Annotated in this window: 19 protein-coding genes; 18 read left to right on the top strand and 1 reads right to left on the bottom strand. The window is 29.5% G+C overall.

All coding sequences use genetic code 11. The features are described from left to right. Window positions 1–17 precede the first annotated feature (17 nt). The gene (locus HGPB_RS00430) at window positions 18–779 is read right to left on the bottom strand and encodes a GTP-binding protein (RefSeq protein WP_019131709.1); all 762 of its coding nucleotides are present in this window, start codon (window positions 777–779) and stop codon (window positions 18–20) included. Between the two features lie 41 nt (window positions 780–820). On the opposite strand from HGPB_RS00430, the gene HGPB_RS00425 reads away from it, so the two are divergent. The 18 genes from HGPB_RS00425 to HGPB_RS00340 all read left to right on the top strand — a co-directional run bounded on the left by HGPB_RS00425 (window position 821) and on the right by HGPB_RS00340 (window position 21,373). After that, window positions 821–1,390, top strand: coding sequence for an HD domain-containing protein (locus tag HGPB_RS00425; RefSeq protein WP_019131708.1), 570 nt, complete (start codon window positions 821–823; stop codon window positions 1,388–1,390). A gap of 72 nt (window positions 1,391–1,462) precedes the next feature. Further along, a complete protein-coding gene (locus HGPB_RS00420) occupies window positions 1,463–2,137 on the top strand; it encodes a response regulator transcription factor (protein WP_019131707.1) in 675 nt (224 codons plus the stop codon). Then, window positions 2,121–3,563 carry a HAMP domain-containing sensor histidine kinase gene (locus HGPB_RS00415; RefSeq protein ID WP_019131706.1) on the top strand — a complete coding sequence of 481 codons (1,443 nt, stop codon included), beginning with the start codon at window positions 2,121–2,123 and terminating at the stop codon, window positions 3,561–3,563. Before HGPB_RS00420 ends, HGPB_RS00415 begins: the two co-directional genes overlap by 17 nt. A gap of 157 nt (window positions 3,564–3,720) precedes the next feature. Next, window positions 3,721–4,152, top strand: coding sequence for a division/cell wall cluster transcriptional repressor MraZ (gene mraZ, locus HGPB_RS00410; protein ID WP_019131705.1), 432 nt, complete (start codon window positions 3,721–3,723; stop codon window positions 4,150–4,152). After that, window positions 4,152–5,087 (top strand): 16S rRNA (cytosine(1402)-N(4))-methyltransferase RsmH, encoded by a 936-nt coding sequence (gene rsmH, locus HGPB_RS00405; RefSeq protein WP_019131704.1) that lies wholly within the window; start codon window positions 4,152–4,154, stop codon window positions 5,085–5,087. The genes mraZ and rsmH overlap by 1 nt, the downstream gene beginning before the upstream one ends. Window positions 5,088–5,096: 9 nt before the next feature. Next, window positions 5,097–5,510: an FtsB family cell division protein gene (locus HGPB_RS00400; protein WP_019131703.1), complete on the top strand. Its 414-nt coding sequence runs from the start codon at window positions 5,097–5,099 to the stop codon at window positions 5,508–5,510. A 9-nt stretch (window positions 5,511–5,519) separates the two neighbouring features. Further along, entirely contained in the window at window positions 5,520–7,949 is a 2,430-nt protein-coding gene (locus HGPB_RS00395) for a PASTA domain-containing penicillin-binding protein (protein ID WP_019131702.1), read from the top strand. A 26-nt stretch (window positions 7,950–7,975) separates the two neighbouring features. Further along, window positions 7,976–8,935, top strand: a complete 960-nt coding sequence (mraY, locus tag HGPB_RS00390) for a phospho-N-acetylmuramoyl-pentapeptide-transferase (RefSeq protein ID WP_019131701.1) — start codon at window positions 7,976–7,978, stop codon at window positions 8,933–8,935. A 9-nt stretch (window positions 8,936–8,944) separates the two neighbouring features. Further along, entirely contained in the window at window positions 8,945–10,261 is a 1,317-nt protein-coding gene (murD, locus tag HGPB_RS00385) for a UDP-N-acetylmuramoyl-L-alanine--D-glutamate ligase (protein WP_019131700.1), read from the top strand. Beyond that, the gene (locus tag HGPB_RS00380; RefSeq protein WP_019131699.1) at window positions 10,261–11,364 is read left to right on the top strand and encodes an FtsW/RodA/SpoVE family cell cycle protein; all 1,104 of its coding nucleotides are present in this window, start codon (window positions 10,261–10,263) and stop codon (window positions 11,362–11,364) included. The genes murD and HGPB_RS00380 overlap by 1 nt, the downstream gene beginning before the upstream one ends. Window positions 11,365–11,367: 3 nt before the next feature. Then, the gene (gene murG, locus HGPB_RS00375) at window positions 11,368–12,474 is read left to right on the top strand and encodes an undecaprenyldiphospho-muramoylpentapeptide beta-N-acetylglucosaminyltransferase (protein ID WP_019131698.1); all 1,107 of its coding nucleotides are present in this window, start codon (window positions 11,368–11,370) and stop codon (window positions 12,472–12,474) included. Further along, window positions 12,458–13,276 (top strand): cell division protein FtsQ/DivIB, encoded by an 819-nt coding sequence (locus HGPB_RS00370; RefSeq protein ID WP_019131697.1) that lies wholly within the window; start codon window positions 12,458–12,460, stop codon window positions 13,274–13,276. The genes murG and HGPB_RS00370 overlap by 17 nt, the downstream gene beginning before the upstream one ends. Before the next feature lie 129 nt (window positions 13,277–13,405). Further along, complete coding sequence (gene ftsZ / locus HGPB_RS00365; RefSeq protein WP_019131696.1) at window positions 13,406–14,488, top strand: cell division protein FtsZ; 1,083 nt, start codon at window positions 13,406–13,408, stop codon at window positions 14,486–14,488. Between the two features lie 83 nt (window positions 14,489–14,571). Next, a complete protein-coding gene (gene nrdR, locus HGPB_RS00360) occupies window positions 14,572–15,030 on the top strand; it encodes a transcriptional regulator NrdR (RefSeq protein WP_019131695.1) in 459 nt (152 codons plus the stop codon). 5 nt (window positions 15,031–15,035) lie between these two features. Then, entirely contained in the window at window positions 15,036–16,340 is a 1,305-nt protein-coding gene (locus HGPB_RS00355) for a replication-associated recombination protein A (RefSeq protein ID WP_019131694.1), read from the top strand. A 291-nt stretch (window positions 16,341–16,631) separates the two neighbouring features. Next, entirely contained in the window at window positions 16,632–18,014 is a 1,383-nt protein-coding gene (gene asnS / locus HGPB_RS00350; protein WP_019131693.1) for an asparagine--tRNA ligase, read from the top strand. Between the two features lie 8 nt (window positions 18,015–18,022). After that, window positions 18,023–20,434 (top strand): leucine--tRNA ligase, encoded by a 2,412-nt coding sequence (gene leuS / locus HGPB_RS00345; protein ID WP_019131692.1) that lies wholly within the window; start codon window positions 18,023–18,025, stop codon window positions 20,432–20,434. A 63-nt stretch (window positions 20,435–20,497) separates the two neighbouring features. Next, window positions 20,498–21,373: a YicC/YloC family endoribonuclease gene (locus tag HGPB_RS00340; RefSeq protein ID WP_019131691.1), complete on the top strand. Its 876-nt coding sequence runs from the start codon at window positions 20,498–20,500 to the stop codon at window positions 21,371–21,373. The last annotated feature ends 16 nt before the right edge of the window (window positions 21,374–21,389 follow it).

Genomic DNA, 21,389 nt, shown 5'->3' with positions numbered 1-21,389 from the left:
AACTTGTCTCTGATCTTTTATTTTTCTATTTTATTTTCAAAAAGCATTTTTATAGATTCTTTATTTAGATTTTCGCCAATGACTACAACTCTCTCATCAGGCATTTCATCTGATCCCGTTATTGCATATTGGTCTTCAACTAGGTCAAACTTTATCCAAAAATCTTTTACTTTAAAGTAACCTTTTGCCCTTACGATATGACCAAGAACTCCTGATATTAAAATGTTCAAGGCTCTTATAAGTGCATTTTCACATCCTAAACCCAGGTCTGAAATTGAAATATTATCTAGCAAACTTTCACTTGTATCTGTAATTTCTAAATCTAGAAATTCAAGATTTTCTTTTTCTGTTGATTGTAGGTCAATTTTTTTTGAAATTAAACTTTCCCAATCTTCCTTAGAAAAAGAAGAGTAGTGTTTATTATAGAATTTTGTATTTGGATTTTTATTTAAATATTTTTCTATATTATCAAAATCAGCTGGACTAAAGTTTTCAGATTTACTTACTAGGAGTGATCCGGAAACTGAAAGTTGGTCTGAAAAATAGTCTTTAAAGTTATTCATGCTTTCTTTAAAGTTTTGTCCGTCCACTATTAGGATTGGGGCAGCGAGTTCGATTCTTTCATAGCAAATCTTTTTAAGCTTTGCAATAATTTTGCTGATATAGGCAACACCACTTGGTTCTACTACTAAAAAATCTGGGTCTATGGTGTTTGCAATAGTTAAAACGGAATTAATTTTATTTTTATTATTTAAGCAAGAAAATCTATAATTTAACAATTTAACTTGGTATATTATAATAATAAAAAGGAGATGATAATATGCTACCAACAAAAGAAGAAGCTTTGGAATTATTATTAAAATACAATGAAAGCGATGCTTTAATAAAACACGCCAAGCAAGTCGAAGCTGCGATGATGCACTGGGCAAAATATTATGGAGAAGATGAACACAAATATGGAATAGTTGGACTACTTCATGATCTAGATTATGAAAAATATCCAGATCTTCATTGTCAAAAAACTGAAGAAATATTAAAAGAAAATGATTATGATGAAGATATTATCAGGGCAATTATGTCTCACGGATATGGAATTTGTACAGATGTTGAACCAATAACAAATATGGAAAAGACTTTATTTACTATTGATGAGCTGACAGGAATAATAAATGCTCTTTGTCTACTTAGACCAAGCCATTCAGTTTTAGATTTAAAAACAAAGAGCTTAAGCAAAAAGTTTAAAGATAAAAAATTTGCAGAAGGTTGCGATAGAAATATTATAAATAAGGGAATTGAAATGTTAGGTCTAGATAGAAATGTAGTTTTTGAAGAAACTATAAAAGGTCTGCAAGAAAGAGCAGAAGAGTGTGGTTTAAAGGGAGAATTATAATTAATTTCACATTCATTTCACAGTAAAATTATATGCTATAGCTAATAAACTATATTAGCAAGGGGTGATTTTATGCCTAAACTTTTAGTTGTTGATGATGAAGAAAAGATTAGAGAAGTTATAAAAACTTATGCTGAATTTGAAGGATATGAAGTAGTTGAAGCAGCAGATGGGATGGAAGCAATAGAGAAGTGCAAGCAAGAAAAGTTTGATGTCATAGTTATGGATATTATGATGCCAAGGCTTGATGGATTTTCTTCTTATAAGGAAATTAAAAAAATTGCGGATATTCCAGTTCTTATGCTTTCAGCTAGGGGAGAAGAATATGACAAGCTTTTTGGATTTGAGATTGGTATAGATGACTATGTTGTAAAACCATTTTCTCCAAAAGAACTTATGGCAAGATTAAATGTCATAGTGAAAAGGCATCAAAAATCAATTGAAAATGAAGTTTTGGAATTTGATGGATTAAAAATAGATTTGGATGGAAGAGTAGTTTATGTCGATGGAGATAAGATTGACCTAACTCCAAAAGAATATGACCTGTTGGTATTTTTAGCTAGCAATGAAAATATAGCCTTATCAAGGGATACTTTGCTATCTAAGGTATGGGGTTATGATTTTTATGGTGATGATAGAACAGTCGATACCCATATAAAAATGCTTAGATCTTCCATAAAGGAATATAGGAAGTTTATTGTAACAGTAAGGGGAACAGGTTATAAATTTGATGCTAGCGAAGAATAAGGAAAACAAGAAAGTAAAAATTGATAAAAATAGCATAATGTTTACCTTTTGGAAGTATTTTTCTGTATTTACTGTATTTATTCTTCTATTACTATGGCTTTTGCAAATTGTATTTTTAAATAGATTTTATGAATCTATGAAAATACATGAGGTTACAAAGATAGGAGATTATTTAAGGGGAGAATTCCAAAATAAAAACTTTGAAAAGCAAATCTTAAACTATTCTCAAAAAAAGGGAATGAGTATAGAAGTAATTGATTCAACAGGTCATTTAATTTATCCATTGACCTGGATTGATGTTTTAGTAAATCCTAAGGTAATGGATCAAGATACTTTTAATGATTTTTTTGCTGGAGTTAAAAATGGGAAAAAAGATTCTAGAGTTTTTATAACAAGGTTTCAAAATCTTGAAAACCCATCAATAGTCTATGCTGGTTATCTTGGTAGAGATTCTGGCATAAAACACTATATACTGATAAAAACTGCCCTAGAACCAGTCGATTCAACAACGGATATATTAAAGAAAATGCTGATGATAGTATCAATTATGTCTTTAATTTTTGGACTTATACTATCTTATTATTTTTCAAAAAGACTATCGAAACCTCTAGTTGAAATGAGTAGGACAGCTAAGCAACTAGGTAGCGGAGATTATTCAGTTCACTTTAAACATGTAGATTATACAGAGATTGATGACCTATCGAAAACGCTAAACTATGCTACAAATGAATTAACAAAGACAATAGAGGTAAGAAAAGATTTAATAGCCAATGTAAGTCATGATTTAAAAACACCACTAACAGTAATTAAATCATATGGAGAGATGATCCGTGATATATCTGGCAACAACGAAAAAATGAGGACAAAACACATTCAGACAATCATAGACGAAGCAGACAGGCTTACAGAACTTGTAAATGATTTATTAGATCTTTCTAAAATAGAATCTTCATTAGAAGAAGTTAATTTTGAAAAGATTGACCTAGGTGAACTGGTTCAAAAAATAATTTCAAGGTTTGAGCGAGCAATGCCCGATAATTCATACAAATTTATATATGAAGGTAAAGGTAATACAATTATAAGAGCAGATTCAAAAAGACTTAGCCAAGCTATATATAATTTGATTAACAATGCCATTAACTATTCAAAGGAAGAAAAAGAAATAAAACTAAGAGTAATTGAAGAAAATGGGATAGTTGAATTTTCTTGCATAGACAATGGAATTGGAATAGCTCAAGATGAAATAGATAATATTTGGGAAAGATTTTATAGAGTTAGTGCCAATCATAGTAGACCAACAGTCGGAACAGGGCTTGGACTTTATATAGTAAAGAATATATTTGAAATGCACAATTTTGAATACGGAGTGGAGTCTGAACTTGGCAAAGGTTCTAGATTTTATTTCAAAACAGAGGCAGTAAAATAATTAAAGTATGAAAATTAAATAAAAAAATAAAAAATAGCTGAAATAAGCTATTTTTTTATTGCAAAAATTCAAAATCATATAGAAAATATGTAAAATATGGTGTAAAATATAGCTAAGTGGAGAAAAGTGGTTTATTTTGGATTGAAATGGTGTAAAAATGTTAATAGGAGAATTCAGACACTCTATCGATTCAAAGGGTAGACTTATAATCCCTTCAAAATTTAGGGAAGATTTATCCGGTCAATTTGTAATAACTAAAGGACTAGATAAATGTTTATTTGTATATCCTTACGAAGAATGGAGCAAAATAACTAATAAAATTAAAGAATTACCAACAACAAGTTCACCTGTTAGGTCATTTGTCAGAACTTTTTTTTCTGGTGCCATTGATGAAGTCTTAGATAAACAAGGAAGGGTAACCCTACCACAAAATCTAAGAGACCACGCAAATATTGATAAGGAAACCGTTGTTATTGGATTAAATACTAGAGTTGAAATCTGGAGTTTAGAAAATTGGGAAAAATATCAAGCTGAAGAAGCCTTATCTTATGAAGAAATGGCTGAGCAATTAGCGGAGTTGGGGATATAATGAATTTTCAACACAAACCTGTTTTATTAAGTGAAACTATTGATTTATTAAATATAAATCCTAGTGGAATATATTTGGACGGAACAGTAGGTGGAGCAGGGCATTCAAGTGAAATTTTAAAAAAATTAAATGACCAAGGTCTTTTAATAGGTCTAGACCAAGATAAGGACGCCATAAAAGAGTCAAATCTCGTTTTATCTCAAATTTCTGACAACTTTAAATTATTTAATAACAATTTTAAAAACTTTGAAGAAGTTTTGGATTGTCTAGACATAGATTTAGTTGATGGTTTTTTACTTGACTTAGGAGTATCTTCTTACCAATTTGATAATAAGGAAAGAGGATTTTCATATAGATACGATGCAAAACTTGATATGAGAATGGATCAAGATTCATCATTTTCTGCATATGATATTGTAAATACATATTCAAAAGATGAATTAAAAAAGATTTTGTGGGATTATGCTGATGAGAAGTGGGCAGCTAGAATAGCAGAATTTATAGTAAACGAAAGAAAAAACAAAAAAATAACCACAACATTTGAGTTAGTTGAAATTATAAAAAAAGCTATACCAGCAGGAGCACGTAGAAAAAAAGGCCACCCTGCAAAAAAAACCTTCCAAGCTCTAAGAATAGAAACAAATAACGAAATAAACATACTAAGAGATACTTTAGATAGGATGATTGACAGATTAAAACCTAATGGAAGAATCGCAGTAATTACTTTTCACTCTCTTGAGGATTCAATAGTTAAGGACACTTTTAAATACAAGTTTTTAGATTGTATTTGTCCACCTCAAGCACCAATCTGCACATGCAATAAAAAAAGAGAGATAAAAATAATTACTAGAAAACCAATCACTGCGTCTAAAGAAGAACTTGATTTGAACAATAGATCGCATAGTGCAAAATTAAGAGTTGCCGAAAAAATATAGAGGTGCCAAATGGCAATTAGAAAAAGATTAACAAAAAATAAATCAGTAAAAAATAAAAGAATACATATAAGAAAAAATAAAAAAAAGCCCTTGTTTATAACACTTGTTATTGTTATGATTATTTCAATTGGTGTAACAATTTCTCTTGCTGGGCTTTCGGGTCTAGATAAGGACATTAATAATCTAGATAGTCAAATTGCAGAGCTAGAAAAAACTAAAGAAGCCTTAATCGGAGAAGTTAGCGAGATTAAAAGTTCTTCTGATATAGAAAAAGAAGCTATATATAAGTTAGGTATGGTTTATCCAAAGGAAGAACAAATAGTATATATTGACTTAAGTAAAAATAAAGAAGAAAAAGATGTTAACAATAATGTATTTCTTAGCCCTATTTATTCTGTACTAAAATCGTTCACCAAGAATTGAGGGGGAAAAATGAATTACAGAAATATAAAAAAAGAGCCTAATAGAAAAATAAATCCTCAAAGTGGTTTTTCTAAAAAATTAGCAGATCAAAAGATTTTTTATCTACTAATTTTTATGGCTCTTTTATTTTTTTTGATTATATTGAAATTAATACAAGTAAATGTTATTAGGGGAGAAGAATTAACAAGACAAGCCCTAAATCAACTTACAAAATCAGAGGTTTTGCAAGCAGGAAGAGGCAAAATCTATGATAGAAATAAAAAAGAACTTGCCATAAATATAAGTAGGGGGACCTGTTATTATAATATGAACTTTGGCAAGGAAAAATATAAAAATGCCGCTGAATTAAATAAATTTAAGAAAGAAGTAGTAAAAAAAGACTCTCAAAAAATAGCTAAAGTATTAGATCTTGACCCTATTGAACTTCAAGCAAAGTTAAATGGAGACAAGATGGTAAAATTATCTACTGGACTATCAAGAGAGAAAACGCTTCAACTTAGAGATTTAAATATACCAAACTTATCTGTAGAAGATATAAATAGTAGACTTTATCCATACAACGATATGGCAGCTAATTTGATTGGTTTTACTGATGAAGAAGGACAAGGTCAATATGGGATTGAATCAAGATATGATGAGGAGATTACGGGAATTGCTGGTAAAAATGTTTCCATAAAAAACAATTTTATGACTAAAATTCCTTTAACTGATGAACAAAACTTTGCACCCAAAGAAGGACTATGTCCAGTGCTTAGCTTGGATGTTTCTATACAACAATTTGCAGAAGAAGCTGCAAGAAAGGCAAAGGAAGAACACTCAGCTGAGGAGGTTTCAATTATAGTACAAGACACAAAAACATCAGAAATACTAGCTATGGCAGATTCTGATTCCTTTGATCTTAATAATCCTAAAGATGCTATAAATGAAGAACAGGAAGAAAGCTGGGAAGATCTTACTAAGGAAGAACAAATAGATGAATGGTTTAAGAACTGGAATAATTTCTGTGTTTCATCTCAATATGAACCAGGATCTACATTTAAATTAATAACAGCAGCTGCAGCTTTAGAAGAAGCAACTACAAGCCCTAATAAACACTATACTTGCCCAGGTTCAATAGATATAGGAATTAAAATTACATGTACAGATAAATCTCCTGGAGATAAGACAATGACTGAGGCTATGGCTCAATCTTGTAATATATCTTTGGTTAAAATAGGTAGAGAACTTGGTCCAGAAAAGTTTTATAAATACTTAAAGGCTTTTGGTTTTGGTTCAAAAACAGGTATAGACCTTCCAGCAGAAGCAAGTGGATCTATACCAGGATCTGATGAGGATATATCTCTTGTAAAACTGGCTACCATGTCATATGGACACGGGGTTGCTGTAACTCCAATTCAACTTATAAATGCAGTTTCAGCAATAGCTAATGGTGGAAAATTAAATGTTCCAAGAGTTGTTGAAAGACTTGAAGATGAAAATGGAAATATCATAGAAAAATATAAAACTGTAAGTGAGAGACAAGTTATATCTGAAGAAACATCAGATACTATGAAAAAAATTATGCAGGAAGTTGTAGAAAATGGTACTGCAAAGCTTGCAAAAATTGATGGATATAAAGTTGGAGGAAAAACTGGTACAGCTAATGTTGTAGCAAAAGATGGTAAGGGATATGAACAAAATGCCTATATATCTTCTTTTGTTGGAGTTGCTCCGCTAGATGATCCTCAAATTACTGTTTTAGTAATTGTTCAAAAACCTAAGGGTGACTTCTTTGCTTCAACTGTTGCAGTTCCAGCAGCTAGGGAAGTAATGGAAAAAAGTTTGGAATATTTAAAAATTCCAAAAACTGAATCTGTGGATGAAAAAAATGAAAATAAAATTTCTGTTCCAAATGTTAGGAATCTTTTATTATCAGATGCTGGAAAAGCTATAATAGATTTGGGATTAAAATTTAATACAAATTCAGATGACATTACTGATATATCTACAGTAATTAGACAAAATCCATCACCAGGTATGACAGTTGCTGAAGGATCTATAATCGATCTATTTGTTGATAATAATAACTCTAAAGCAAAAACTATGCCTAGTTTGATAGGTAAGAAAGATGATGAATTAGAGAAAATATTAAAATTATTAAAAATAGATTATAATATTAATGGTAGAGGAGAAGTAGTTTCTCAATCAATCAGTCCGGGTAGCAAACTAAAAGAAGAATCATTCTTGGAACTTACTATGTCTATAAAAGATAGAGAAAATTTAGAAGAAGAAAATTCTCAAGAAAATATAAATAATTCAAATAATATAGATAATAATCAAAAAAATGATAAGAAAGATAAGGTAAAAAAATCAGAAAAGAAAGATTCTTCAAAAAAGAAAAAGAATAAAGGTAAATCAAATAAAAATACAGAGATAAAAAATAATAAAGAAAATAATTGAGTAATGACGAGGTAGAGAAGGAGATCATGAGAGCAGAATATAAATTATTCTATACGATACTAGCTTTAATAATTTCATTAATAGCAGGAAAATTTTTAATACCAGTTTTGACTAGATTAAAAATTGGTCAAAGCATAAGAGATGACGGACCACAATCGCATATGGTAAAAAGTGGGACACCTACAATAGGTGGTTTGATATTTATATCTTCTTTCTTGCTTGTAAATATAATCTCTAGAAACATTAATCTAGATATAGGAGTAATAATTATTTCGACACTGTTATTTGGATTAACTGGATTTTTTGATGATTATATAAAAGTTGTGAATAAGAGAAATCTTGGTTTTACAGCCCTACAAAAATTAATCTGTCAAATTATAGGAGCTTGTATAGTTATAATTTATCTTTATTTTAAAGATGACCTATCAACTTCTATAATTGTTCCATTTATAAAAAGATCAGTTGATATGGGGATTTTTTATATTCCATTTATATTATTTGTTGTAGTTGGAACTGTAAATGCAGTAAATTTAACAGATGGATTAGATGGACTAGCAAGTGGAACATCAATAATAACTTTTATATTCTTTGCTATATGTTCAAAAAAACTTGGTCAAACTAATATAGAATTATTTTGCCTAATAATGGTTGGAGCAATTTTAGGATTTTTATACTTCAATAAATATCCAGCTAAGGTATTTATGGGAGATACAGGTTCATTGACTTTGGGAGGAGCAGTTTCTGCTGTTGCAGTACTTTTAAAGATGCCGCTTATATTGCCGATTTGCTGTGGAATATTTTTTATTGAAGCATTGTCAGTAATAATTCAAGTTACATCTTTTAAATTAAGAGGCAAGAGAGTATTTTTAATGTCTCCACTCCATCACCACTTTGAACAAAAAGGTTGGAAAGAGACAAAAATTGTATTTGTTTTTTGTACGGTACAAGTTATTTTATGTATAATTTCATATTTTATAATTTTTTAGGAGTCAATTATGTATGATGATAATAATATATTAATATTTGGTTTTGGAGTTACAGGACAGGCAGCATTAAAGTGTATGAATCACTTTAATGCTAATATTTATGTTTATGATGAAGATAAAGAAAAGCTTGAAAAATATGGGAGCGATATTTTTAAAATATTTAAAGAAGAATATTTAGAGAAAATCGATTTCATAATAAAAAGTCCTGGTATAAATCCAGACCATCCATTGCTAAAAAAAGCAAGAGAAAATAAAGTAACAATTAAATCAGATTTAGAAATATTTTATGAAATATGTAAATCTAAAAACACAGTTGCTATAACAGGAACAAACGGAAAAACAACAACCACATCTTTAGTAGCAAGTATTTTGGAAGAGGTTGGAAAAACTTATTGTGTTGGAAACATTGGCAGCTCTGTTTTAGATGCGGCACTTGTAGCTTCTGAAGATGACTATGTGGTTATAGAATCTTCTTCTTTTCAATTAGATGACACATTTAAATTTAGACCTAAAATAGCTGTAGTTACCAATGTTACTAGCGATCATTTAGACTGGCATAAGACAGTAGAAAACTATAGAAATGCAAAGTATAAGATTTTCAAAAACCAAAATGAAGACGACTATATAGTTTTTAATTCTAAGAATCAAGAACTTTCAAATAAAGAAATTAAATCCCAAAAATACAAATTTTCAACAGATGAAGTTTTAGAAAACGGATCATTTATTCAAGATGGGAAAATATATTTTAGCAAAGATTCCATTAAAGAGGAAATAATGCCTGTTGATGAAATAAAAATTCCAGGAGCACATAATTTAGAAAATATATTATGTGCTGTAAATGCATGTAAACTTTTAGAAATAGATAAAGATATAATTAGAAAAGTCATATCTAATTTTATGGGAGTAGAGCACAGAATAGAATTTGTAAAAGAAATAAATAATGTTAAATATTATAATGATTCTAAAGGTACAAATCCAGATTCTACTATAATGGCAATAAAAGCTATAGATAAAAATATTGTGCTTATAGCTGGTGGCTATGATAAAAATGCAAATTATGAAGAATTTTTAAAAGTTGGAAAAGATAGGATTAAGCATTTAATTTTACTTGGTGAAACAGCTGAAAAAATCCAAAAAGAAGCAAAAAAGCTTGATTATGATATATACATAGTCAGCGATATGAAAAAAGCTGTTCAATTATCTAGCAGGATAGCTGAAGAAGGAGATACTGTTTTATTATCTCCGGCGTGTGCATCTTGGGATATGTATCCTTCATATGAAATAAGGGGAAAAGATTTTAAGAATTTAGTAAATGAGTTGATTTAATGAAAAAATTATTAAGAAGACCTAGGTCAGTAGACCTAAATTTACTAGTAATATTTATAATACTTGTCGGATTTGGTCTTATTGCTGTAACAAGTGCAGCATATCCCTTGGGTTTAAAATATCATAATGATGGATTCTATTTTGGTAAAAGACAATTAATATTTTGTATTTTAGGAATTATTGCTACTATTATAGCTACAAATATTCCAAGAAAAACACTAAAAAAGTATTCATTTCATATGTATATATTTACCTTATTATTGGTAGCAATATTATATACTCCTCTTGCTGCAGATGAAATTTATGGACAAGCAAGGTGGATAAGACTTCCAGGCATAAATTTAAGTTTTCAACCGTCAGACTTATTAAAAATAACATCTGTTCTATTTATGGCTAGAGTCTTAGAAAATAATCGTTTAAAAATGGGAAAAAAGGAAACTTTTATATCAATAGTATTTATCCTAGTTCTTTCTGTCCTTCCAATTATGATAAAGGACTTGTCAACTGGTATAGTAATAGGTTTTTCTTTATTTGTAATGTATGTTGTAGCAGGAATAAGGATGCACCAATTTATAAGTTTAGTTTTTATTGGTATAGCTGGAATGATACCAATGATCTATTTATTTTGGTACAGGATAAAAAGAATTTTTGGATTTTTAAATCCGGATTCTGGAGCCCTAAATGAAAACTATCAAATTACACAGTCTCTATATGCAATAGCTATGGGAGGTTTTGGTGGAGTTGGATTATTTCATTCTAGACAGAAATATTTAAATATACCATCTGCTCACAATGATTTTATATTTCCTGTAATTTGTGAAGAATTTGGTTTGATAGGAGCCTTATTTTTGATAATAATGTTTTTTTTATTAATTCAAAGAGGACTTCTTATTGCACAAAAATCAAAAAATTATTATGATAAGTATGTTGCCGTTGGGATAACTTCTTATATTGGAATTCAAGCAGTTTTTAACATAGGAGTAGGCTGTGGATTATTTCCAGTAACAGGTATAACATTGCCATTTATTTCTTACGGAGGTACATCCCTACTTATAACAATGGCATCAGTAGGTATTCTACTAGGAATATCAAGGAGAGTGTAAAAATTGAAATATGTAATATCAGGCGGAGGTACTGGAGGACATATTTATCCAGCCTTAGCAATAATTTCTGAAATAAGAAGAAGAGATAAAGATGCAGAAATATTATATGTAGGTAGAGAAAATAGCCTAGAAGAAAAACTTGCAAAAAAAGATAATATTAGATTTGAATCAATAGATATTAAGGGACTACCTAGAAGAAAAATAAATAAGGATACTTTTGTTACATTTTTTACTCTTTTAAAAGGATTGAGAGAGTGCAATAAAATAATAAAAGATTTTAAACCAGATGTTGCTATTGGAACAGGGGGATATGTTTGTGCACCTGTGATTATGAAAGCACAACAAATGGGTATATTATCTGTAGTGCAAGAACAAAATGCATATCCAGGTAAAACTAATAGATTATTATCTAGAAAAGTAGATTTACTTGCTTTAAATTTCGAAGAAGCGAAAAAGTATCTTAGTGCAAATAAGATTATAGTAACTGGAAATCCAATAAGATCAGACTTTAATCATATAGATAGAGAAAAAGCAAGAAAAGAACTAGGTATAAAAGATGATGAAAAATTTGTATTATCCTTTGGTGGTAGTGGAGGTCAAGAATCAACTAATGAAGCTATAATTGATATATTAAAATCTGAATATGATATAGATTTTAGATTATATCATATTACAGGAAATGATCATTATGATGGATTTATGAAGGAAATTAGTGATTTAGAAATAGCTGATAATATAAAAATACTAAACTATTCAAATGAAATACCTAAGCTACTTATGGCCAGTGATTTAGTTATTGCTAGTTCATCGGCTATGACCCTTGCTGAGATTTCAGCTGTTGGTCTAGCAAGTATATTAATACCTAAGGCATATACAGCGGGCAACCATCAAGTATATAATGCAAAAAGTTATAGGGATAAAAATGCTTGTAGGATAATTTATGAAGAAGATTTGGATGCAAAAACATTATTTAATAATATTAAAGACTTACTTGATAATGATAAAGTTAGGCAAGAAATGGCAGAAAATTCAAAACTGCTTGCTAGTAGAGATGCAGTTGAAAAATTGGTAGATGAAATAGAGTTGTTGGTTAATGAGAGGGAAAAGTAGAAAAGAACTTTATAGACAAAGAGCTAGGAGAAAAAACTTAGTAAGAAGAATATTTTTTCTTTTTCTTCTTGTATTGATTATTTTTTTAATATTATCAAAAATTGGACTTTTTAATGTGAATTCTATAAAAGTTGATGGTAATAAAAATGTCGAAACTAATGAAATAATTAATAGATCTGGTCTTAAAACAGGACAAAATATATTTGATATAAAAAAATCTCAAAGAATTAAAGCTATTAATTCAATAGCAGGAATTAAGTCGTCAGATATCAAATTTTTCCCTATGAGATCAACTAAAATAGAAGTTGTTGAAAGAAAACCTGTTTTTCAAATTGAAAACTACACAAACTACTATATTATAGATGAGGATTTAAGAATAATAGATATCTTAAATAAACCTATGCAAAATTTAAAAGATTTAACAGGGGTTAAATTAGAAAATTATGAATTAGGTGACTATCTATACATAAAAAATAAAAATAAAAAAGAATTTTTAATTAAGTTAATTAAAGATGATGAATTATTTTCAGAAATTTCAAATGTTATTTTTTCAAAAGAAGGACTTAAATTAGAAACAAAAGATGGTATTATGGTTGAACTTGGAGATGGAAGCAACTCAGACTATAAGATTAAGATGCTTAAAGAAATATTAAAAGATATAAAAGCTACAAAAAAAGACGCTGATAAAATAGATATGACTAAAGGCGATAATCCAATATTAATCTTAGAAAACATTTATGAACCAGCAGAAATAGATCAAAATGATCAAGAATTAGAAAATAATATGGAAGATGATGTTTAATTTAAAAAAATGTGTTACTATTATTAGTTAATAAAAGCTTAAAGATTGACTATTTTAGTATTTATTTATAAAATATATAATATATACACAAATGTGAATTTAATAATTTGTAATACGAGGAGGATGTTTATGTTAGAATTCGATATGGATCACGACGAATTTGCTAAAATTAAAGTTGTGGGCGTAGGCGGCGGCGGCAATAATGCTGTAAATAGAATGATAGATGCTGGAGTAAAAGGCGTTGAATTTATAGCTTTTAATACTGACAAGCAAGCACTTAAAGCTTCAAAAGCTGAAACTAAAATTCAAATTGGTGAAAAAATTACTAAAGGATTAGGTGCTGGTGCTAACCCAGAAATCGGAGAAAAATCAGCTGAAGAATCCAAAGATGAAATCAGAGAAGCTCTTGAAGGGTCAGATATGGTATTTATAACTGCTGGTATGGGTGGTGGAACTGGAACAGGTGCTGCTCCTATAATTGCAGAGGTCGCAAAAGATCTTGGTCTACTTACTGTAGGTGTAGTTACTAAACCTTTTACTTTTGAAGGTATGAAAAGAGCTAAATCAGCTGAAAGAGGAATTAGTGCTCTTAAAGAAAAAGTAGATACTCTAGTAATCATTCCTAATGATAGACTCCTATCAATTTCAGATAAGAAAACAAGTTTTTCTAAAGCATTTGAAATAGCTGATGATGTTTTAAAACAAGGTATTCAAGGTATATCAGATTTAATTTCTGTACCAAACTTAATTAACCTAGACTTTGCAGACGTTAAGGCAATAATGTATGACAAGGGAGTTGCTCATATGGGTATCGGAGAAGCATCAGGTGATGATAGAGCAACTGAAGCTGCAAAATTAGCTATTAATTCTCCTCTACTAGAAACATCAATTCAAGGAGCTAAATCAGTTCTTCTTAATATTACAGCAGGTAACGATCTTGGAATATTTGAAGTAAATGAAGCTGCTGATTTAATCAGAGACTGTGTAGATGAAGATGCTAATATTATATTTGGAGCAGGTATTGACGAAAATCTAAAAGATTCAGTTAAAATTACTGTTATAGCTACTGAATTTGAAGATAAAGTTAAAAATGAAAAGCAAGAAAGAACTAGAAACCTTGAAATGTTTAACACAGATAATAAAAAAGCAGATGAAAAAAAGAAATCTTTTAATGAAATAGAAATTCCTGATTTTTTAAAAGATAGAAAATAAAATCTGAATATAAATTTATTTAAAAGTTTTAGAAAAGGTACTTAGGTACCTTTTTTATTTATTATAAATTTAAGAGGTGAAATATGAAGTGTCCTTACTGTGGATATATTGAATCCAAAGTAGTAGATTCTAGGCCAACGGATGAAAACGAAACAATAAGAAGAAGACGAGAATGCTTAAAATGTAAAAATAGGTTTACTACTTATGAAAGAATAGAAGAAACACCAATAATTGTTGTAAAAAGAGATGGAAACAGACAAATATTTGATAAATCAAAAATGATTAATGGAATTATCAAATCTTGTGAAAAAAGACCGGTTGCTCTATCAGATATAGAAGCAGCTGCAGATAATATAGAAAAGAAATTGCAAAACTCTCTAGCTAAAGAAGTTAGCTCTAAAGAAATAGGCGAATATGTAATGGAAGAACTAAAAAATCTAGATAAAGTTGCCTATGTAAGGTTTGCATCAGTTTATAGAGAATTTAAGGATGTTCAAAGTTTTCTTGATGAGTTAGAAGATATAATAAAGACTAAGAAGTGATAAAAATGGATTTATTTAGCTTGAATATGGATAATAATTTAAAGGCTAATGCTCCCTTAGCTTACAGGATGAGACCTGAAAATTTAGAAGAATTTGTTGGTCAAAAACATTTGGTTGGACCAGGAAAATATTTAAATAGACTTGTTAAGTCTGGCAGGATAAGTTCTATGATTTTTTACGGACCACCTGGGGTTGGTAAGACAACACTTGCAAAAATTTTAGCTAAAATGAGCAATAAGAATTTTTTTGAAATCTCAGCAGTAACATCAAACCTCAAAGAATTAAGAGAAACTTTACAAAAAGCTGAGGACAGTTTAAAATTCGAAAACAAAAATTCTATTTTATTTATTGATGAAATTCATAGATTTAATAAATCTCAACAAGATGCTCTTTTGCCCTATGTTGAAAAAGGAATTGTAGTTTTGATTGGAGCTACAACAGAAAATCCTTATTTTGAAGTTAATAAAGCATTAATTTCAAGAGTTCAAGTTTTAGAATTAAAATCAATTTCTGAAGAAGATCTTTTAAAACTTGTATACAGGGCAATAAATGAAGATATAAACTTCAAAAAATTAAATATAGAAATAACAGATAATGCTAAAGATTTCTTAATTAAAAATTCATCTGGAGATGCAAGAAATTTATTAAATTCTTTAGAGATAGCAGTTTTATCAACGGACACTATAGATGGAATTATAAAAATAGACACAGATGTTATGAAAGACTGTCTACAAAAAAGAAATATTTCCTACGATAAAAATTCAAGCGAGCATTACAATACAATTTCTGCTTTTATAAAATCTTTAAGAGGAAGCGATCCAGATGCTGCAATATTTTATCTTGCAAAAATGCTTGAAGCAGGAGAAGATCCAAAATTTATAGCAAGAAGACTTGTTATATTTGCATCAGAAGATGTTTCCAATGCAGATCCTATGGGACTTTTAATTGCGGTGGCAGCATTTAGAGCGGTAGAATATGTTGGACTTCCAGAAGCAAGGTTAAATTTAGCCCAAGCTGTAACTTATCTTGCATCAGCTGCTAAATCAAATGCATCTTATCTTGCAATTAATAAGGCAGAAGAAGATGTAAAAAGTGGAAAATTTTCTTCTGTGCCAAATTATCTAAAAGATTCTCACAACAAAAGTAAGGATGATAAAAGAGAATATTTATATCCACATAATTATGAAAACCATTATGTTGACCAGGAATATTTGCCTGAGGAATTAAGAGGCAGAAAATATTACAATCCAACAGAAATGGGTTACGAAAAGAAAATAAAAAATTATTTGAAAAATTTAAAAGATTTATGATTTTTATACTTATAAAGAAGTTTGCCTTGCAGACTTCTTTTTTTATGTTCATTTTAGTAAATAAAATTAAATATAGATATTTATGAAGAAGCGATAAAAATTAAAATTAAAATTAAAAATGAATAGAATTTTGTTTGGAAAATAATATGTAAAAATAAAAAAACAAGATATGGCTTTAAAATTATAAATTTAATTATATATGATGGAAATCGCGTAATTCGTTCAATTGACAATATTTTCAAATACGAATATAATACATCTTATATAGATAAATAAATTAGGAGGAAAAAGATGACTATTAGTGATATTTTATTTAATAGTAAAGATTACATTGGGAAAGAAATAAAAATTGAAGGTTGGATTAAAACAAGCAGGAGTTCTAAAAATTTTGGATTTATTGAGCTCACAGACGGATCAAATTTTAACACACTGCAAATTGTTTATGATGACAAACTCGATAATTTTAAAGAGATTGAAAAGTATCCTATTAGTTCATCACTCTGTATTGAAGGAGAAGTAGTAGAAAGCCCAGGTTCTAAACAAGCTGTTGAAGTACATGCAACTAGCATAAAAGCTTATTGTATTTCAGAAAAAGACTATCCTTTACAAAAAAAGAGACATACTATGGAATACTTAAGAACCATCTCTCATTTAAGAGCTAGATCAAATACTTTTAATGCAGTATTTAGGGTTCGTTCTATACTAGCTTTTGCAATACACAAATTCTTCCAAGAAAGAGGATTTATATATTTGCATGCTCCAATAATTACTGCATCAGATGCAGAAGGTGCAGGGGAAATGTTCCAAGTAACAACACTTGATCTTGATAATGTTGAAAAAAATGAAGATGGTAAAACTGATTATTCAAAAGACTTTTTCGGCAAAAAAACAAGTTTAACAGTTTCTGGACAACTTGAAGCTGAAAGTTTTGCTTTAGCATTTAAAGATATTTATACATTTGGACCAACTTTTAGGGCAGAAAACTCAAATACTCAAAGACATGCTGCAGAATTTTGGATGATTGAACCAGAAATGGCATTTGCTGATAACAATAAGAACATGGAAGTTGCAGAAGATATGTTAAAATACATCATCAACTATGTTCTAGAAAATGCAAAAAATGAAATGGAATTCTTCAACAAATTTATTGATAAAGATTTGCTAAATAGATTGGAAAATATAGTTAATTCAGAATTTGCTAGAATAACATATACTGAAGCTATTGATATATTAGAAAAATCTAAAAAAGAATTCAAATATAAAGTTTCATGGGGAATTGACCTACAAACAGAACACGAAAGATACATTACTGAAGAAGTATTTAAAAAACCAGTATTTGTAACTGATTATCCAAAAGATATAAAGGCTTTCTATATGAAAGAAAATGAAGATAAAAAGACAGTAGCAGCAATGGATTTACTTGTTCCAGGAGTTGGAGAAATCATTGGTGGATCTCAAAGAGAGGACAATCTAGAAATTCTTGAAGCAAAGATGAGAGATAAAGATATGCATATAGATGACTATCAATGGTATCTAGATTTAAGAAGATATGGTAGTGTGGTTCATTCAGGTTTTGGACTTGGTTTTGATAGGGCTGTTATGTATATAACTGGAATGAAAAACATAAGAGACGTAATTCCGTTCCCAAGAACAGTTGGACAAGCGGAATTTTAGGAGGAAATATGACAAGTTATAATCCAAAAGATATAGAAAAAAAGTGGCAGGATTTTTGGGACCAAGACCAAACATTCCATGCAGAAAATGAATCAGATAAAGAAAAATATTATGCTTTGATAGAATTTCCTTATCCATCAGGAAAGGGACTTCACGTAGGGCATCCAAGACCTTATACAGCTCTTGATATTGTAGCAAGAAAGAGAAGACTAGAAGGATATAACGTACTTTACCCAATAGGTTGGGACGCTTTTGGACTTCCAACTGAAAACTTTGCTATTAAAAATAAGATTCATCCTAAAATAGTAACAGAAAATAATGTTGCAAAATTTAAAGAACAATTAAAATCAATAGGATTTTCATTTGACTGGGCAAGGGAAGTAAACACAACTGACCCAAGCTATTATAAATGGACACAATGGATTTTCTTACAATTATTTAAACACGGACTAGCTTATAAGTCTGAGATGCCAATTAACTGGTGTCCATCTTGTAAAGTAGGTCTTTCCAACGAAGAAGTTGTTGGAGGAAATTGTGAAAGATGTGGAACAGGAGTAATTCATAAGGTTAAAAGCCAATGGATGCTAAAAATAACAGAATACGCGCAAAGATTAATTGATGATCTTGATGATGTTGATTATGTTGAAAAGATAAAAACTCAACAAAAAAACTGGATTGGAAGATCTGAGGGTGCTGAAATTAAGTTTAATATAAAGGACACAGAAGATCATCTTGATGTTTATACAACAAGACCAGATACAATCTTTGGTGCAACTTATATGGTTGTTGCTCCGGAACATCCTTGCATAGAAAAATATAAAGATAGAATTGAAAATATAGATGAAGTTAATGACTATAAAGCTGAAGTTGCAAAAAAATCAGACTTTGAAAGATCAGAATTAAATAAAGAAAAAACTGGTGTTATGCTTAAGGGCTTAAAGGCAATAAACCCTTTAAATAATAAAGAAATGCCAATTTGGATATCTGATTATGTTTTGATGAGCTATGGAAAAGGAGCTATAATGGCTGTTCCTGCTCATGATGAAAGAGACTATGAATTTGCAAGCAAGTTCAATCAAGAAATAGTTCAAGTAATACAATCTAAAGAATCAGATGAGTTACCAAATGTTGATATAAATAATGGAACAATGATAAATTCTGACTTCTTAGATGGATTAAATGTAAAAGATGCAATTAAAAAAGCGATTGAAGTTATAGAAGAAAGAGAACTTGGTCATAAACAAGTTAACTATAAATTAAGAGACTGGGTATTTTCAAGACAAAGATATTGGGGAGAACCAATACCTCTAGTTCATTGCGACCACTGCGGTTGGGTTCCAGTTGATGAGAAAGATTTACCAGTTTTACTTCCAGAAGTAGAATCTTATGAACCAACAGATGATGGAGAAAGTCCACTTTCAAAAATGGATTCATGGGTAAATACAACTTGTCCAAAATGTGGAAAGCCAGCTAAAAGAGAAACTGATACAATGCCACAATGGGCAGGATCTTCTTGGTATTTCTTGAGATATACTGATCCACACAATGACGAAGCTTTAGCATCTAAAGAAGCAATCAATTATTGGACTCCAGTAGATTGGTATAATGGTGGAATGGAACATACAACACTTCACTTATTATATTCTAGATTCTGGCATAAATTCTTATATGATATAGGAGTTGTTCCAACTAAAGAACCTTATTCAAAGAGGACATCTCACGGTATGATCTTAGGTAATAACAATGAAAAGATGTCGAAATCAAGAGGGAATGTTATAAATCCTGATGACATAGTTGATGAGTATGGTGCCGATACATTAAGACTTTATGAAATGTTTATAGGTGATTTTGAAAAGAATGCACCTTGGTCTGATGATACAGTTAGAGGATGTAGAAAGTTCTTAGAAAGAGTTTGGAAATTACAAGAAAAAGTTGTAGATTCAGATCAGTATACAAAAGAACTTGAATCATCAATCCATAAGACAATCAAAAAAGTTAGCCATGATTATGAAAATCTAAAAGCTAATACTGCAATAGCAGCCTTGATGAGCTTATTAAATGAATTTAATGAATATGATAAGTTGACAAAAGAAGATTTAAGAACTTATTTATTGTTATTAAATCCAGTAGCTCCTCATATAACAGAAGAAATGTGGCAAACAGTTGGTTTAGATGGATATCTAAACAGACAAGAATGGCCAAAATATGATGAAAGTAAAACAATTGACCAAACAGTTGAAATTCCTGTTCAATTTAATGGTAAGGTAAGATATACAATCCAAGCTAGTAAAGATGCTAGCAAGGAAGAGGTTGTTGAAATTGCAAAGAGCAATGAAAACTATGCCAACTATGTAGGAGATAAAAAAATAGTAAAAGAAATTTACGTACCAGGTAAAATATATAATATAGTAATAAAGTAATTTAAAAAAGTTAATATGGATCTACCATATTAACTTTTTTTATAAATATAAAGAGGTGCCAATATGAATAGTATGACTGGCTACGGCCTAGGCATAAGTTCAGATGATAAATTAAAAGTAAAAATTGAAATCAAATCGGTAAATAATAGGTATTGTGATATTAATGTTAGATTACCAAGAACTTTGATTTTTATAGAAGAAAAAATAAAAAAAGAAATAAAATCTAGGGTTCACAGGGGAAAGATTGATGTATTTTTAAACTTAGATTATTTAAATATTTCAGAATTTGATGTAAGCATAAATAAAGTTTTAGCAAAACAATACTATGATGCTTTAAGTGATCTTAAAGATGAATTTGAAATCGAAGATAAGATTGGATTAAGAGATATTTATGCTATGCAAGGAGTTATGACAAATATATCATCAGACCTAGATGAAGATTTGTATAGTAAATTAATTTTTGCTGCATTAAATGAAGCCTTGGATAATTTTATAAAAATGAGAAATGTAGAAGGCGAAAACATCAAAGAAAGCTTTGAAGAAATATTAGCAAATATAAGAATATATGCAGATAAAATAAAAGAACTTGCTCCAAAAGCACTTGAAGAAAATCAAGAAAAATTAAAGGAAACAATATCAAACAATGTAGATGAAAAATATCTTGATCTTCCAAGGTTAACTACAGAGCTAGCTATAATGGCAGATAAGTTGTCAATTGATGAAGAAATTACTAGGGTTTTTTCTCATTTAAGCCAATTTAATGATATAATAAAGGGAAAAGGAGCTATAGGTAGAAAGCTTGATTTCTTGGTACAAGAATTGAATAGAGAGATTAATACAATAGCTTCTAAAACTAATAATATTGATATTTTGCAAATAGCAGTTGAAGCAAAATCAGATATTGAGAAATTAAGAGAACAAATCCAAAACATAGAATAGTAAAGAAAAGAGGAAA

Source organism: Peptoniphilus obesi ph1 (genome assembly GCF_000311865.1).
Lineage (GTDB): Bacteria > Bacillota > Clostridia > Tissierellales > Peptoniphilaceae > Peptoniphilus_E > Peptoniphilus_E obesi.
This window is presented reverse-complemented; position numbering and strand designations above follow the sequence as displayed.

Excerpts from the sequence above, each read along its gene's own strand:
- nrdR (WP_019131695.1), top strand. The coding sequence starts at position 14,572 with ATGAAGTGTCCTTACTGTGGATATATTGAATCCAAAGTAGTAGATTCT.
- HGPB_RS00380 (WP_019131699.1), top strand. The coding sequence starts at position 10,261 with ATGAAAAAATTATTAAGAAGACCTAGGTCAGTAGACCTAAATTTACTA.
- HGPB_RS00420 (WP_019131707.1), top strand. The coding sequence starts at position 1,463 with ATGCCTAAACTTTTAGTTGTTGATGATGAAGAAAAGATTAGAGAAGTT.
- HGPB_RS00370 (WP_019131697.1), top strand. The coding sequence starts at position 12,458 with ATGAGAGGGAAAAGTAGAAAAGAACTTTATAGACAAAGAGCTAGGAGA.
- HGPB_RS00340 (WP_019131691.1), top strand. The coding sequence starts at position 20,498 with ATGAATAGTATGACTGGCTACGGCCTAGGCATAAGTTCAGATGATAAA.
- HGPB_RS00395 (WP_019131702.1), top strand. The coding sequence starts at position 5,520 with ATGAATTACAGAAATATAAAAAAAGAGCCTAATAGAAAAATAAATCCT.
- HGPB_RS00425 (WP_019131708.1), top strand. The coding sequence starts at position 821 with ATGCTACCAACAAAAGAAGAAGCTTTGGAATTATTATTAAAATACAAT.
- mraZ (WP_019131705.1), top strand. The coding sequence starts at position 3,721 with ATGTTAATAGGAGAATTCAGACACTCTATCGATTCAAAGGGTAGACTT.
- mraY (WP_019131701.1), top strand. The coding sequence starts at position 7,976 with ATGAGAGCAGAATATAAATTATTCTATACGATACTAGCTTTAATAATT.
- leuS (WP_019131692.1), top strand. The coding sequence starts at position 18,023 with ATGACAAGTTATAATCCAAAAGATATAGAAAAAAAGTGGCAGGATTTT.
- HGPB_RS00415 (WP_019131706.1), top strand. The coding sequence starts at position 2,121 with ATGCTAGCGAAGAATAAGGAAAACAAGAAAGTAAAAATTGATAAAAAT.
- HGPB_RS00355 (WP_019131694.1), top strand. The coding sequence starts at position 15,036 with ATGGATTTATTTAGCTTGAATATGGATAATAATTTAAAGGCTAATGCT.
- rsmH (WP_019131704.1), top strand. The coding sequence starts at position 4,152 with ATGAATTTTCAACACAAACCTGTTTTATTAAGTGAAACTATTGATTTA.
- asnS (WP_019131693.1), top strand. The coding sequence starts at position 16,632 with ATGACTATTAGTGATATTTTATTTAATAGTAAAGATTACATTGGGAAA.
- murD (WP_019131700.1), top strand. The coding sequence starts at position 8,945 with ATGTATGATGATAATAATATATTAATATTTGGTTTTGGAGTTACAGGA.
- HGPB_RS00400 (WP_019131703.1), top strand. The coding sequence starts at position 5,097 with ATGGCAATTAGAAAAAGATTAACAAAAAATAAATCAGTAAAAAATAAA.
- ftsZ (WP_019131696.1), top strand. The coding sequence starts at position 13,406 with ATGTTAGAATTCGATATGGATCACGACGAATTTGCTAAAATTAAAGTT.